The sequence below is a fragment of the Enterococcus sp. SMC-9 genome (assembly GCF_021011285.1).
GTDB classification, from domain to species: domain Bacteria; phylum Bacillota; class Bacilli; order Lactobacillales; family Enterococcaceae; genus Enterococcus_C; species Enterococcus_C montenegrensis.
The window spans coordinates 300,912-314,616 of record NZ_JAILYE010000004.1 but is presented as its reverse complement, the minus strand read 5'-3'; the positions used below and the strand labels follow the sequence as shown (position 1 = coordinate 314,616).

Sequence of the window (13,705 nt, the reverse complement as noted above, 5' to 3'; positions counted from 1 at the left end):
AAGGAGAGTAACATGTCTAAAACAATCGCAATCAATGCAGGAAGCTCAAGTTTGAAATGGCAATTGTATCAAATGCCAGAAGAAAGTGTTGTCGCTAAAGGAATCGTGGAAAGAATCGGCTTAAAAGATTCAATCTTCACAATTAAATACGGCGAAGATAAAAAATACAATGAGGTTGTGGATATTCATGACCATGAAGTTGCTGTTAAAATGTTGTTGGATAAATTAATCGATTTAGAAATTTTAGCCAACTATGACGAAATTACCGGTGTTGGTCATCGCGTTGTTCACGGCGGCGAAACATATAAAGATTCTGTTGTTATCGACGATGAAGTAATGGAAAACATCCAAGCATTAGCTGAATTTGCACCATTACATAATCCAGCTAACTTAATGGGAATTCAAGCTTTCAAAAAAATCTTACCAGAAATTATCAGTGTTGCTGTTTTTGATACTTCATTCCACGCGTCAATGCCAAAACACAACTATCTATATAGCTTGCCAATGGAATACTATAATGACTTCAAAGTGCGTAAATATGGCTTCCACGGCACTAGCCATCGCTATGTTTCAGAACGTGCTGCTGAAATGTTAGGTAAACCAATTGAAGAGTTAAAAATTATTACATGCCATTTAGGTAATGGAGCTTCAATCACAGCTGTTGATGGTGGTAAATCTGTTGATACTTCAATGGGCTTCACACCACTTGCTGGTGTAACAATGGGGACACGTTCTGGTGATATTGACCCAGCCGTTTTACCATACTTAATGGATAAATTAAACATCAACATTGAAGAAATGGTTGATATTTTAAATAAAAAATCTGGTTTACTTGGTCTAACAGGTCTTTCCAGCGACATGCGTGATCTTGAAGCAAACTATGATAAAGAAGAAGTAAAAATTGCGTATGATGTCTTCACTGACCGTATTCGCAAATACATTGGCGGCTACGTAACAACAATGAACGGCGTTGATGCAATTGTCTTCACGGCGGGTATCGGTGAAAATGATGCGCACGTGCGTAATGAAGTTATTAAAGGCATGACTTGGTTTGGTTGCGAAATCGATTCAGAGAAAAATAAAGTTCGCGGTGAAGAATTAGACATCTCTACACCAGAATCAAAAGTAAAAGTATTACTAATTCCAACTGACGAAGAATTAATGATTGCCCGGGACGTAGAACGTTTACGTTAATTTAGAGCTTGAAATAGGCGTATAGGTAGTTCAACTACCTATACGCCTATTTTTTTTACACTAAATAAATTAATTTACTAAAAATAGACAATAAATTTAGAAAAACGTTTACAATTCAAAAAAATTATGATACATTCGATTAGTAAATAAATTCACTAATTAGAGTATATTTATTTTATTAGCAGGTTTTAGAACGGATTTAGAAGATAAGGAGATAATACAATGCTAAAAAAATTACCAAAAGATTTCATTATGGGCGGTGCTACGGCTGCTTATCAATGTGAAGGTTCTACAGATGTTGATGGTAAAGGACAAGTTGCCTGGGATCAATTTTTAGTTGAAAAAGGTCGATATTCAGCGAATCCGGCTAGTGACTTTTATAATCAATACGCAGTGGATATCGCGTTATGTAAAAAATTCAAAATTGATAGTATTCGTATGTCTATTTCTTGGAGTAGAATTTTTCCAAATGGATATGGCGAAATTAATCATAAAGGTGTGGAATATTATCACAAAGTTTTTGCAGAATGTAAAAAACAAGGGGTGATTCCTTTTGTAACATTGCATCACTTCGATACACCAAAATCATTGTTTGATGATGGAGATTTTTTAAATCGAAAGAATATAGACTACTTTGTTGATTATGCAAAATTTTGTTTTGAAGAATTTACTGAAGTTTATTATTGGAGTACTTTTAACGAAATTTACCCTGTTGCTTCCAATCAATACTTATTAGGTTCGTTTCCACCCGAGGTACAATTTGATATCGCAAAAACAGTGACTTGCTTACACAATATGATGTATGCACATGCCCGAGCAGTAAATGTATTTAAAGAAGGAAACTATGCTGGTGAAATTGGAGTTGTACACTCGTTAGAGACAAAATATCCAGCTAGTGAAAGTCTTAAAGATAGACATGCTGCAGCGTTGGATGATGCTTTATCAATCAAATTTTTGTTAGATGCAACTTATTTTGGTTATTATTCGCCAGAAACGATGGAATTGGTTAATGAGATATTAGCCGCAAATAGTCAAACTGTTGAAATAGATGAAGAAGATTTTATTGAAATGAAAAAAGCATCAAATCGAAATGATTTTTTAGGGATTAACAACTATGGAAGTCACTGGGTTAAAGCGTATGATGGCGAAAGCAAGCTTCATTACAATACTACTGGTGAAAAAGGAACGCAGGTATACCAAATTAAGGGGATTGGTGAGCGAATAGTAAGAGAGGATTTACCTAAAACTGATTGGGATTGGATTATTTATCCTAAGGGGCTATATGATTTGTTGATTCGCATCAAAAATGAATACCCTAATTACAATAAAATATTTATTACAGAAAATGGTCTGGGGTATAAAGATGAATTTGAAGAAGGTATTATCATGGATGATGCACGTATTGACTATGTCCGGCAACATTTTAATTCTATTGCAGATGCGTGTGAAGAAGGTGTAAATGTAGCTGGATATTTCATCTGGTCATTGATGGATGTATTCTCATGGGTCAACGGTTACACCAAGCGGTATGGACTATTTTACATTGATTTTGAAACACAGAAACGTTATCCAAAAGAATCGGCTTATTGGTATAAGTTTGTGAGTGAAACAAAAACCATTATCTAAAAAATGTAAAGGCAGAGGTATTTTCTTACTTTGATCATAATAAATTAGGAGGAATTAAAAATGAATAAGGAAGAGTTAGCAATGTTAGGCTTTGAAATTGTTGCTTATGCAGGGGATGCTCGCAGTAGCTTGTTAAAAGCATTACAAGATGTTCGATTGGGAAACTTCGATAGCTATGAAGCTCTGTTAGCAGATGCAGATGAAAATTTGAAATTGGCACATAATGCACAAACAAAGGCATTAGCTGAAGAAGCTAGCGGTACAAATTTGGAAATTGGATTTATTTTTATTCACGGACAAGATCATCTAATGACAACGATTTTACTTCGTGAACTTGTTCAAGATTTTATTTCTCTTTATCAAGAAAAGTACGGAAATTAAAAAGGAAGGAAGTTGTAAAATGAACGTTATTATTAAGCAAATTGAAAAAATGAAACCGTTTTTCGAAAAAATATCTCGTAATATCTATCTCGGAGCAATTCGAGATGGGTTCCTAACAGCAATGCCTGCGATTTTATTTTCAAGTATTTTCATTATGATTGCCGCAGTGCCAGAAGTGTTTGGTATTGCACTACCAGAAGCATTTGCCAATTGGTTATGGAAAGTTTATGGATACTCAATGGGCTTTGTGGGCTTATTGGTTGCAGGAACAACAGCACGTTGTTTGGCTAATTCAATGAATCGAAGACTATCAGATTCTGGCAAACAAATTAATGAAATTTCCGTTATGCTTGCTTCAATTATAAGCTTTTTATTACTTGGTGCCGATCAAATCGATGGGGGTATTTCTACCGGATATATGGGAACAAAAGGTTTAATTGCTGCTTTTATCGCTGCATTTATTACGGTAAACGTATATAAATTTTGTGTGAAACGTGATTTAACAATCAAAATGCCAAAAGAAGTACCCGGTACTATTACCCAGATGTTTCGAGATATTATTCCTTTTTCAATTGCGGCTTTTATTGCTGCAATATTAGATGTTTTAGTACGAATGGCAACAGAAGCTTCCTTGGCAGAATCAGTTATTGAGTTACTACAACCGCTATTTTCTGCGGCTGATGGCTACGTAGGTATTGCTATTATCTGGGGAGCAATGGCGTTATTCTGGTTTGTTGGTGTACATGGTCCATCTATTGTAGAGCCAGCAATTGCTGCCATTATATATGCAAACGTTGAAACGAACTTTGAACTTTTCAAAAACGGTGAGCAAGCATCAAAAGTTTTAACTGTGGGGTTAGGAAATTTTGTCGGTACAATGGGAGGAACAGGAGCTACTTTGGTCGTGCCATTTTTATTCATGCTGTTTGCGAAATCCAAACAACTAAAAGCAGTTGGTAAAGCATCGTTTATTCCAGTCTGTTTTGCAGTAAATGAACCGTTATTATTTGCTGCTCCTGTTATCTTGAATCCTTATTTTTTCGTGCCATTTCTTCTAGCTCCAATGGTGAATGTGTGTATCTTTAAATTCTTTGTTGATGTGCTCAGTATGAATAGTTTCATTTCTGTTTTACCGTGGGCTACTCCAGCACCAATTGGGTTAGTAATGGGAACAGGCTTTGCCCCGTTAGCCTTTGTTTTAGCAGGCGTATTATTATTGGTTGATACGGTAATTTATTTACCCTTTATTAAAGCTTATGATGCAGAATTAGTATTAGAAGAAGCTAAGAATATCGAAGTAGCAGAGGTAAAAGAAGAATTAACCCACGTAGTTGAAACAGTTGGAGCTACGGCAGCAACTGTCATCTCACAATTGGATGATACAGTTGACGCAGAAAAAAAAGTATTGGTCTTATGTGCGGGAGCAGGAACTTCTGCAATGTTAGCAAACGCATTGGAAGAAGGGGCTAAAGAAACGGGGGTTAAGCTAAAGGCACAAGCAGGCGCATATGGCTCACATTATGATATTATGAAAAATTTTGATTTAGTTATTTTAGCTCCTCAAGTTAACGCCTATTTAGAGGATATAAGAAAAGACGCAGATAAATTGGGGGTAAAAGTAGTCGCGACAAAAGGGGCGGAATATATCAGTTTGACCAACAATCCAAAAGGAGCAATTGATTTTGTTCTTTCTGCTATATAGCGGAATAAAAAAGGCTTCAAAAGATAACGGTGAATTATCTTTTGAAGCCTTTTTCTAATTTGAATTTGTGAAGGGAATAAAACTTTTCCGTACAACTAAATTGGCACTTAATAATATAGTTTTGGTGATGTCGCGAGGATAGACCAACTGATCTGACAATAAATCGATAGTTGATTTTGCCATTTCTTCGATATCAATATGAAAAGTGGAAAGTGGAGGCGTGACAAATTTTGCCATTTCGTAATCATTCACACTGATGAGTGCCATTTGGTTTGGTAAAAATACGCCTTTATCATTAAAGCCTTGTAGCGCACCCACAGCAATTGTATCAGAAGCAATAAAACAGGCCTCTGGTAGATCATCTTTCAAAGAATCTACCATTTCTTTTGCCAATTCAATCCCAGTTTCCATTGTAAATTTACCTTTAGTAAAAATGTACTTTTCATTTAATAACCCTTTATTAGCCAAATGTTCACGAAAAGCTCGTTCACGATTATCTAACTCTTCTTTTTTTGTACTTGGATTAAAAAACTTTCCTCCGATAAAGCCAATTTTTGTAAATCCTTCAGCTAGAAATAAGTCAATAGCTTCACGTGTCATCTCTCTGGTATTAGAATCAACGGTATCAAAAAGTTTTGGGGTGGGATTAATCCCACGTACTACCCCTTTAATTCCCTTTTCATACAGTACAGTTAACTCTTCTTTTGTAATAGGGCCAATTGCAATGAAGCCTGAAACATCTTCTGGAATAGATTCAATCCCTTTTTCTCTACTAATAAAAACCAGTTCCATACCAGCTATCTTGCCATATTTTTTAAGTCCGTCTTTTAAATTTCTAAAAAAAACATCTTCTTGCACTTCTGATTCAGATAGCCAAAATAAGACAGCAATTTTGTATAAAGTAGTTTTAATTTTAGACCGATCATACCCCATTGTAAGAGCGGTTGTAATGATTTTTTCTTTAGTTTTTGGCGTTATCGCTAAAGACTCATCGCCTTTAAAAAGGCGTGAAATCGTTGCTGATGAGAAGCCTGACTGTTTTGCAATTTCTCTTATTGTTACCATAAAGCTCCCCCTTTTTAATAATTATACTAAATAAATTTACAAAAAACTATGGTATATGTTTATTCCTTTCATTTGGAATAGAAGAAGATGAGCTTGATTTGTTTAAATAACCCAGGTAGGTAAGTATTTAATTTATAAGCTATAATGAATTGGAAAGTTAGGTACATTATTTTTACGATTGGAGAATATATGCATACAATAACAGAACAATTTGCTCTTGATATTGGCTGTTCTATAGCTGACTTAACTACAGATGTTTTTTGTTATGGACAACCGACAAAAGAAATGTTTTCCTATCATAGATTTGCCGGTGTTGCGCTTATTTATCAAGGAAAACTTTATGTACGGGCAAATAGCGCACCTTTACTGGCGCAATTAAAAAAACAATATCAAGGCAAAAACAATCAGTGGTTTTTTGAATTACAAAATATTCAAACTTTCCAAGCGATTTTAGCAGAAAATGGTTATTCTTTAAATGAGTGGGGCACGTTTTTACTTCCTCAAAAAATAGTCAATAAAGAAGATGAAGCCATAAAAATTTTTTATGAAGAAGATATTAAGCAATTTAAAAATCAAAAAAATTTTGATCAATGTTTCGCCGATAGCGATGAAGACCCTGACAAAATAGGGGTTGCCTATCAAATGAATGGTGAAATTATCGGGATGGCCGGCTGTAATGAAAATGGCAAATACTGTTACGAAATTGGTATGAATATTTTGCCACATTATCGTAAACAAGGATTGGCGACAAAGTTAATTCAAAAGCTTACAGCTGAAATTAGGCATGGGACGAATAATACGAAGATTCCGGTGGCAAGAACGGAATTTTCACATACAGATTCTATTAATGCTTTTTTGAATGCAGGCTATAAAATGGGTTGGACGGCGATTAGTTTTGTGAAAAAAGATGATGATTAACTTAGGTTATCAAAAATAGTACTTCAATAACAAATCGTGACATGATATTGCTACTTTTTTCATTGAAAAAGTCTTACAAGCAATTGTTTTAAGCGATAGATTGAATTAGCTGTTAGTTCCTCAACGTCTAAAACTTACTACCTCATCAAGTAGTACCTAAGGTGATAGAAGCACAAAAGATTCCTTAAAGAATGCTTCTGACAATATTGCTTTAGTTTGCTTAACTTTTTATCAGTAAATGTAGCAATTACTAAGATTTTTCTGGGGGTGTCCTAGCTACTTATCTCCTTAGGTGTTTCTAAGTCATTTTTAGGTGATGGTAGGATAAATGAGTTGGATTTTATCTTATCTGTGGAATTGTCAAAAAATGTTTAGGTGCCTGTAAAGTCATGAAGGGTTTAAGTGTTAAACCGTCTGTGTGAATGTAAACAAATAGAGCGTTAGCTTTTGTCGCTAACGCTCCTGTAGTTTGTGTCTAGGTTGGTATTTATGATTTCGTAAGTTCAATAAAGTTTTGATGTTGCCTTAAAAATCTTGTAAAGTCTGAAATTATCTTTTCAGAAGGCTCGTTGGTTGTAAGCAAGTGTGTCAATACGCCTACCAAACCATTGGTGATAAAGATTGCGTTCACCTCTGAGACAGAATAGTTTTCTGTCAGTAAGAAATCTCTCAATTGAGTAGTAAAGAAACCCTGAGTATCTGCTTTTAGTAATAAGGAAATCATGTCTTTTTTAGTTAACATATATTCGAGGGTTTTTGTTAAGTGATCTGCATTTTCTTCATGTTCTGCACAAAATTCAGTTAAACTTCTGATCTCTTTCTTAATTACTTGTTCAAGCAAATCATACTTGTCCAGATAATTAAGATAGAACGTTCCTCTATTAATATCAGCTACTTCACACAGTTTGCTTACTGTGAGTTGTTCAAAGCTTTCTTTTGCGATAACTTCATAAAACGCATTGACAATATTGGCTTGCGTCTTCCTTTTTCTTCTATCCATAATCATTCATCCTTTTATGTTGAGTAATCAACATACTTCTAAATCTGTTGATTGCTTTGAATATTTCTTTAGCTTACTATAACTTGCAGATGTTGATTAATCAACACGTGTCTATTATGGAGGTATTTAATTATGAAAATATTGATTTATGGTGCTGGTATTCAAGGAAGTTACTTAGCACATAGTTTAGCTCAAAACTCTCATAACCAAGTCATAATGTTGGCTCGTAATAAAAGATTAGCTCAATTGCGATCAGATAATTTAGTTCTTTATCATCAATTACAAAAGAAACGTACAGTTGATACGTTAACGTATGTTGAACAACTTAACGCAGATGATTTTTATGACATCATTTTTGTTACTATGAAATATAGTGATTTTGAGAGTGTGTTACCTGTTTTAGCTGCCAACATGAGTGAAAATATCATATTTGTAGGAAATCAAATGGATACCTTGTATCTTGAAACCCAATTAATGAGTCTTGCAACAAGTAATAAGAATGTATCCTTTGGTTTCCAAACAACAGGCGGTACTAGAAAAGAAGACCTGATAACAATCTTAAGGTTTGGAAAAGGGAAGCTTAAGATCAATTCATCTGTTAATACCTCTAAGCTTGAACCTATTCTTGAAGCTATTTTTTCTAATACGAGTTATACATGGGAAATAGATAAAAAATTAGATGATTGGCTTAAAACTCATGCTGCTTTGGTTACGGTATTAAATACCTTCGACAAGCTTCAAGCTGGTATTAGTAATAAAAAAGAGAAAAAAGAGCTAATGCGTTTAGCTTCATTAAGTTATAAAGAAGCCTTTCAGATATTGAAAGACAATGGTGTTAAGATCACTCCACCTATGCTGGGCACTGTATTTTCTAACGCTAAAGTAGCTTACAGTATCATGAAGCTTATATTTGCTACTCCTATAATGAAAATGCAAGAAGGTGACTTTCGAGAGATTGAGGCAATGATTGAGTCTTTGCTTAAGTTCCAGAAACAATCTAAAACCTCTATTCCAAACTTTTCAAAATTACTTGCTAGGCTTTAAGCAAGTAAATTCAATGTTCGTAGTATGAAATTTACGAAGACTCTTTTAACCAATTTTGTTAGTACCTTAAGAGATTTTTTTTATCCCGTAGGTATGAGTATTAAAAATAGGCTCCTAAAGTTTTATTTAGGAGCCTATTGGTTGGTTGCTTTGGCTTGTATCCCCTAAGGTTTAAACGGTTAGAGATCATGTAAAAAACATTTTTACGCTGTGTTGTGCGTGTTTGCTAACCGCTAGTGTCGTTGTAAAGATAATAGAACTTCTCTTTATGCGAACATGGTAAGATGACATAGTGACTCATAATTGAATTCTTCCTAGTAGTTTTCTTAGATAAGACTTTTCTAGTTGGGAATTCGGTATGAGTCATTTTTTACGTGTGCACTTAGATTGTAAGTTCAAGAGCAAAAAAATTCTAAGAAACTATTGACCAATAAATAGAAATCGATTACACTAAAAATGTAAAACGTCATATAACGTTATAAACATAAAAATGATTTACTGTAAAAACAGGTACGCTATTTAAACAATTTTTTTAAATTTAGGAGGACAAAAAATGGACGTAACCAAAACTGTTGAGAAAATTTTGGCTAAAAATGAAGGGCAGCTTTCAGGTATTTATTTTGTTGCTTGTGGGGGTTCTTTAGTTGACATGTATGTGGCAGAGTACTTTATGAAAGCTGAATCAAGCAAATGTTTTACCGGTTGGTATACTGCTAATGAGTTTTGTCACGTGCCACCGAAAGCTTTAGATGAAAATTCGGTTGTCATTTTATGCTCCCATGGTGGTAATACCAAAGAAACCGTTGCAGCTGGAAACGTGGCACAAAGTCGCGGCGCACAAACAGTGGGGCTAACTCATAATAAAGAAGCTGATTTATTTTCGGTATCAAATTACAGTTTTTTATATGATTGGGGAGCAGATGCTGAAGTGAAAAACAATCCAATGGCGATTATTTTGGATTTAACAGTTTCACTCGTTGCGCAAACAGAAGGGTATGCTCACTATGATAAATTTAAAGAAGGTATGGGCATTATTGATACCGTCGTAAAAAATGCAATTAACCAAGTACAAGAGCGGGTAAAAGTTTTTGCTGATAAATATCAAAATGATACGATGTTCTACATTATGGGCAGTGGACCTAGTTATGGTCACGCTTATGGTTTTTCAATTTGTTCGTTAATGGAGATGCAGTGGTTGGATTCAACTGCTGTCCACTCAGGCGAATATTTCCACGGACCTTTTGAAGTGACAGATCAAGATCGCAATTACATTATGTTAATGAGTGAAGGACGCAGCCGACCACTAGATGAGCGGGCAAAAACTTTCTTGCAAGCATATGCTAAAAATGTCGAGTATGTCGATGCAAAAGAATTAGGGTTGGATTTAATTGCACAAGAAGTTAACGAATTTTTCAATCCAATTTTATTCTATAGCGTTTTAGCTGAATACCGCTTAGCGTTAGCTAACGTGCGCCAGCATGATTTAGACGTGCGCCGCTATATGGGAAAAGTTGCTTATTAAAATATTTTTTTAAAGACAGTTGCCAAAACTTCGTAACTGTCTTTCTCTTGAAAAATAAAATATATTTGTTATTTTTGCAAATGTAAAAATAAATTGTAAAGAAAGGGGCAGTTGCAATGAAGGTTCTTGGATTAGGCGACAATGTTGTTGATAAGTACGTGAACTATCAGCTGATGTATCCAGGAGGGAATTCTCTGAATTTTGCCGTATTTGCGCAAAAATTAGGAGTAAAAAGCAGTTTTATGGGGGTCTTTGGAACAGATAGAGAAGGGCAGCATGTCAAAAAAGTTGTCGATGAAATTGGTTTGGATAATAGTCATTCTCGTGTAGTTGAAGGCGAAAATGGTTGTGCACGTGTGGAAATTAAAGCGGGAGATCGTATTTTTTTAGGCAGTAATGAAGGTGGCGTAACGCGGACGCACCCGCTTACTTTAACCAAGGAAGATCAAGCCTATTTAAAAAGTTTTGATTTAATTCATATGGGGTTATACAGCCACGTGAATCATTTGTTACCGGCTTTAAAAGCAGTCCCAGCTAAAATTTCATATGATTTTTCTGACGATTTTACTGAAACTGAAATTCAAAATGCGATCGCTGCAGTAAACTTCGGCTTTTTCTCCATGAGCGACAGCAGTGATGAGGATACAAAACAGTTTTTGCATGAGCATTTTACCGGTAATAATGAAGTTTTAATTGTTACTCGCGGCGCTAAGTCTGCTTTTGCTTATGATGGTCAAAATTTTTATGAAGTTGTACCAGTTTTAAAGGAACCTGTGGATACAATGGCAGCAGGAGATTCATTTTTGACGGCCTTTTTAATTCATTATTTAAAAGGGGCTGGCATTATAGAAGCCATGGAAGCAGGAAATAATTTTGCAGGAGAATCTTGCCTTATAGAAGGCTCTTTTGGTTATGGTGTTGCCTACTAGCGGCTTGTGTTAAACAAGGGCATTTGGTACTCTACTTGAGGAGAGATCTTTTTGATCAAAAACTAAGTGAGGGACTAATATGCTTGATGCTAATGCACAATTGCCACTATATAAACAATTAAAAGAAGTAATCAAAACAAAAATAAATACCGGCGAATATACTGAAAACAAACGCATCCCAACAGAACCAGAATTTATTGAAAATTATGGTGTCAGCCGGATTACAGTTCGTAAAGCGATTGAAGAATTGGTGGCAGAAGGTTATTTGGTAAAAAAACAAGGCAAAGGAACGTTTATTAGCGGTCACAAAGTATTACGCAAAATTGAGTACGTGACCGGTTTTAGTGATAGCGGAAAAAGTAGTCAGTTAAAGACGACGAGTATTTTATTAAAAAAAGAAGTACTAGCCGCAAATCAAGAACTAGCGGAAAAATTAGAAATACCGGTAGGAGCTAAAGTTTTATACACCCAAAGAAAACGTCTAGGCAATGGTGTACCTTTACTACTGGAAAATAACTATTTTGATTTTGAACGTTTTTCTTTTTTACAAACAGAAGATTTAACCGGTTCGTTATATGCTATTTTAAGAAAACATGATATTTTACCAATTAATCCAGGGGAAACAACATTAGAAATTGTTTCTGCCGATGATTTTATCGCTACGACAATGGCCGTTGCGATCGGGACACCGTTTTTTTACATGCAGACAGTAGTGAAGGATCAAAATATGCGCCCAATTCATTTTGGTAAGCAGTTTTATTTGGGTGATGCCTATACTTTTAGTATTTGATTTGCCGCCAAGCAATTTGCTGGAGGAGGAATCATGGAAACAATTATTCGCACCAATTTGCTTTTTGATGGTATTCATCCCGTTCAAAAAGGCCACATTGTGATAGAAGATGACCAGATTACCGCGAAATTTTTCAACTGGGAATATGGTGAAATTTCTAATAATCGCCAACTACTTGAATATGATGATTATTTTGTGATGCCTGGCTTGTTTGATAATCATGTCTTTTTTAGCGGCTATTTGCGGATGAATGCAGGTCTTGATTTAAGCCAGTGTTTAGATAAAGATGCTGCTTTAAAAAAGATCAAGGCCGCAGCAACAAAAAAACAAGGAGAGCCGATTTATTTTCACGGCTTTGACTTGACACAATGGTCAGAAAAACCAACGCAACAAGATTTAGATAACCTAAATTATGCCGGTGCAATTAGCGGCATCGATAAAAATCGTTCGTATTGTTGGTTAAATCGTGCTGCTAAAATGCGCTATGGTTTTAAGGAAACAGATACCAGTGCTGAGGCAGCTGAAAAGTTGATTAACGAGTTATTAAGGAGTGAAGCTGAGCTGGCTTGTGTTTATCAAAAGTATGAAAGAGCCTTGCTTTCTCGTGGCGTGGTCGCAACAAAAGAAATTGTTTTTGACAATGCCGATTATTTTAAAAGACGTCCACAAGGGAAAATTCAAACACGATTTTATATTCAAGCGGTGGCAAAACCCTTGAATATAGCGCAGTTAATCCAATATCAGCAAGCTGAATTTGCAAAGAATATCACTTTCGGCGGTGCAAAAATTATGGTAGATGGCGTAGTAGCAGATGAAACAGGTGCTACCTTTGGAAGCTATTCTTCTGAGCAAATACAGCCACAGATTGATTACACTGCTATTTATAATTTAGTGAAAGCGTGCAATAGTCAAAATATTCCTTGCTGTTTAACCACAGAAGGCGATAAAGCGGCAGCAAAAGCTGCTGAAATTTTAGCTCAGAATGGTAAGCGTTTACCTAAAGGTGTTTATAATTCTATCAGTGATTTAGAAATGGTCACTAAGCAAACTGCACAGAAAATGGCAGATAACAAGATTGTAGCAGAAATCTATCCGCAAGTATTGGGACTAAATGATAGTTATGAAAAAAGCTATATGGAAAATGTTTTGCCACAAGAATATGCTGAGCGTTTCTTTAATTATGGCACCTTAAAAGATGCAAAGGTATTGCTTACCAGTGGTACTGATTTACCACTTTTCATGACAGACTTACCAGAGTCCATTATCCGCAGTGTTTGGCGTAAGTTTCCTCATGGACAGAAACGCTGGCAAGAAAAAAGAGGGCTGGATTGTCTTACCTTGCTGCAAACTTTTACCCAAAATGCTTTTGCCGCAAATGGTATGCTGGACTGTGGTACTTTATGTAAAGGACAAAAAGCACATTTAGCAATCTTTGATCAGGATTTAACGACTCATGATATTATGGCTTTAACTAAAGCAAAAGTAGTCGCCACCTATATTGATGGGCAGGTCGTTTACCAAAGTTAAAAAAATT

Annotated in this window: 12 protein-coding genes; 10 read left to right on the top strand and 2 right to left on the bottom strand. The window is 35.3% G+C overall.

The annotated features are described in order from the left end of the window. Nucleotides 1-12: 12 nt before the first annotated feature. The 4 genes from K4422_RS07965 (at nt 13) to K4422_RS07950 (ending at nt 4,903) form a co-directional block, all read left to right on the top strand. Nucleotides 13-1,194: an acetate/propionate family kinase gene (locus K4422_RS07965; RefSeq protein WP_206902183.1), complete on the top strand. Its 1,182-nt coding sequence runs from the start codon at nt 13-15 to the stop codon at nt 1,192-1,194. Between the two features lie 222 nt (nt 1,195-1,416). Then, nucleotides 1,417-2,820 (top strand): 6-phospho-beta-galactosidase, encoded by a 1,404-nt coding sequence (gene lacG, locus K4422_RS07960; protein WP_206902184.1) that lies wholly within the window; start codon nt 1,417-1,419, stop codon nt 2,818-2,820. 60 nt (nt 2,821-2,880) lie between these two features. Beyond that, the gene (locus tag K4422_RS07955) at nt 2,881-3,201 is read left to right on the top strand and encodes a PTS lactose/cellobiose transporter subunit IIA (protein WP_206902185.1); all 321 of its coding nucleotides are present in this window, start codon (nt 2,881-2,883) and stop codon (nt 3,199-3,201) included. A 19-nt stretch (nt 3,202-3,220) separates the two neighbouring features. Beyond that, nucleotides 3,221-4,903, top strand: coding sequence for a PTS lactose transporter subunit IIBC (locus tag K4422_RS07950; RefSeq protein WP_206902186.1), 1,683 nt, complete (start codon nt 3,221-3,223; stop codon nt 4,901-4,903). A gap of 54 nt (nt 4,904-4,957) precedes the next feature. On the opposite strand, the gene K4422_RS07945 is transcribed toward K4422_RS07950, so the two are convergent. Beyond that, a complete protein-coding gene (locus tag K4422_RS07945; RefSeq protein WP_206902187.1) occupies nt 4,958-5,968 on the bottom strand; it encodes a LacI family DNA-binding transcriptional regulator in 1,011 nt (336 codons plus the stop codon). A gap of 189 nt (nt 5,969-6,157) precedes the next feature. Between K4422_RS07945 and K4422_RS07940 the strand changes: the two genes are divergently transcribed. After that, nucleotides 6,158-6,886 (top strand): GNAT family N-acetyltransferase, encoded by a 729-nt coding sequence (locus tag K4422_RS07940; RefSeq protein WP_230710369.1) that lies wholly within the window; start codon nt 6,158-6,160, stop codon nt 6,884-6,886. A gap of 487 nt (nt 6,887-7,373) precedes the next feature. Here the strand turns inward: K4422_RS07940 and K4422_RS07935 are convergent, their stop codons facing one another. Next, on the bottom strand, nt 7,374-7,886 hold the full coding sequence (locus K4422_RS07935; protein ID WP_230710367.1) for a TetR/AcrR family transcriptional regulator: 513 nt from the start codon (nt 7,884-7,886) through the stop codon (nt 7,374-7,376). A 132-nt stretch (nt 7,887-8,018) separates the two neighbouring features. Between K4422_RS07935 and K4422_RS07930 the strand changes: the two genes are divergently transcribed. From K4422_RS07930 to K4422_RS07910, 5 genes are all read left to right on the top strand, one after another. Next, nucleotides 8,019-8,930: a ketopantoate reductase family protein gene (locus tag K4422_RS07930; RefSeq protein WP_206902189.1), complete on the top strand. Its 912-nt coding sequence runs from the start codon at nt 8,019-8,021 to the stop codon at nt 8,928-8,930. A gap of 553 nt (nt 8,931-9,483) precedes the next feature. Next, on the top strand, nt 9,484-10,452 hold the full coding sequence (locus tag K4422_RS07925) for an SIS domain-containing protein (protein ID WP_206902190.1): 969 nt from the start codon (nt 9,484-9,486) through the stop codon (nt 10,450-10,452). A 116-nt stretch (nt 10,453-10,568) separates the two neighbouring features. Then, nucleotides 10,569-11,381: a fructoselysine 6-kinase gene (locus K4422_RS07920; protein ID WP_206902191.1), complete on the top strand. Its 813-nt coding sequence runs from the start codon at nt 10,569-10,571 to the stop codon at nt 11,379-11,381. A gap of 79 nt (nt 11,382-11,460) precedes the next feature. Next, nucleotides 11,461-12,171, top strand: coding sequence for a GntR family transcriptional regulator (locus K4422_RS07915; protein ID WP_230710366.1), 711 nt, complete (start codon nt 11,461-11,463; stop codon nt 12,169-12,171). A 33-nt stretch (nt 12,172-12,204) separates the two neighbouring features. Then, complete coding sequence (locus K4422_RS07910; protein ID WP_230710364.1) at nt 12,205-13,698, top strand: amidohydrolase family protein; 1,494 nt, start codon at nt 12,205-12,207, stop codon at nt 13,696-13,698. Nucleotides 13,699-13,705: the final 7 nt, after the last annotated feature.

Bases quoted from the DNA above. Each gene is read 5' to 3' on its own strand.
- K4422_RS07915 (WP_230710366.1), top strand. From the start codon at position 11,461: ATGCTTGATGCTAATGCACAATTGCCACTATATAAACAATTAAAAGAA.
- K4422_RS07930 (WP_206902189.1), top strand. From the start codon at position 8,019: ATGAAAATATTGATTTATGGTGCTGGTATTCAAGGAAGTTACTTAGCA.
- K4422_RS07955 (WP_206902185.1), top strand. From the start codon at position 2,881: ATGAATAAGGAAGAGTTAGCAATGTTAGGCTTTGAAATTGTTGCTTAT.
- K4422_RS07910 (WP_230710364.1), top strand. From the start codon at position 12,205: ATGGAAACAATTATTCGCACCAATTTGCTTTTTGATGGTATTCATCCC.
- lacG (WP_206902184.1), top strand. From the start codon at position 1,417: ATGCTAAAAAAATTACCAAAAGATTTCATTATGGGCGGTGCTACGGCT.
- K4422_RS07935 (WP_230710367.1), bottom strand. From the start codon at position 7,886: ATGGATAGAAGAAAAAGGAAGACGCAAGCCAATATTGTCAATGCGTTT.
- K4422_RS07950 (WP_206902186.1), top strand. From the start codon at position 3,221: ATGAACGTTATTATTAAGCAAATTGAAAAAATGAAACCGTTTTTCGAA.
- K4422_RS07940 (WP_230710369.1), top strand. From the start codon at position 6,158: ATGCATACAATAACAGAACAATTTGCTCTTGATATTGGCTGTTCTATA.
- K4422_RS07965 (WP_206902183.1), top strand. From the start codon at position 13: ATGTCTAAAACAATCGCAATCAATGCAGGAAGCTCAAGTTTGAAATGG.
- K4422_RS07925 (WP_206902190.1), top strand. From the start codon at position 9,484: ATGGACGTAACCAAAACTGTTGAGAAAATTTTGGCTAAAAATGAAGGG.
- K4422_RS07945 (WP_206902187.1), bottom strand. From the start codon at position 5,968: ATGGTAACAATAAGAGAAATTGCAAAACAGTCAGGCTTCTCATCAGCA.
- K4422_RS07920 (WP_206902191.1), top strand. From the start codon at position 10,569: ATGAAGGTTCTTGGATTAGGCGACAATGTTGTTGATAAGTACGTGAAC.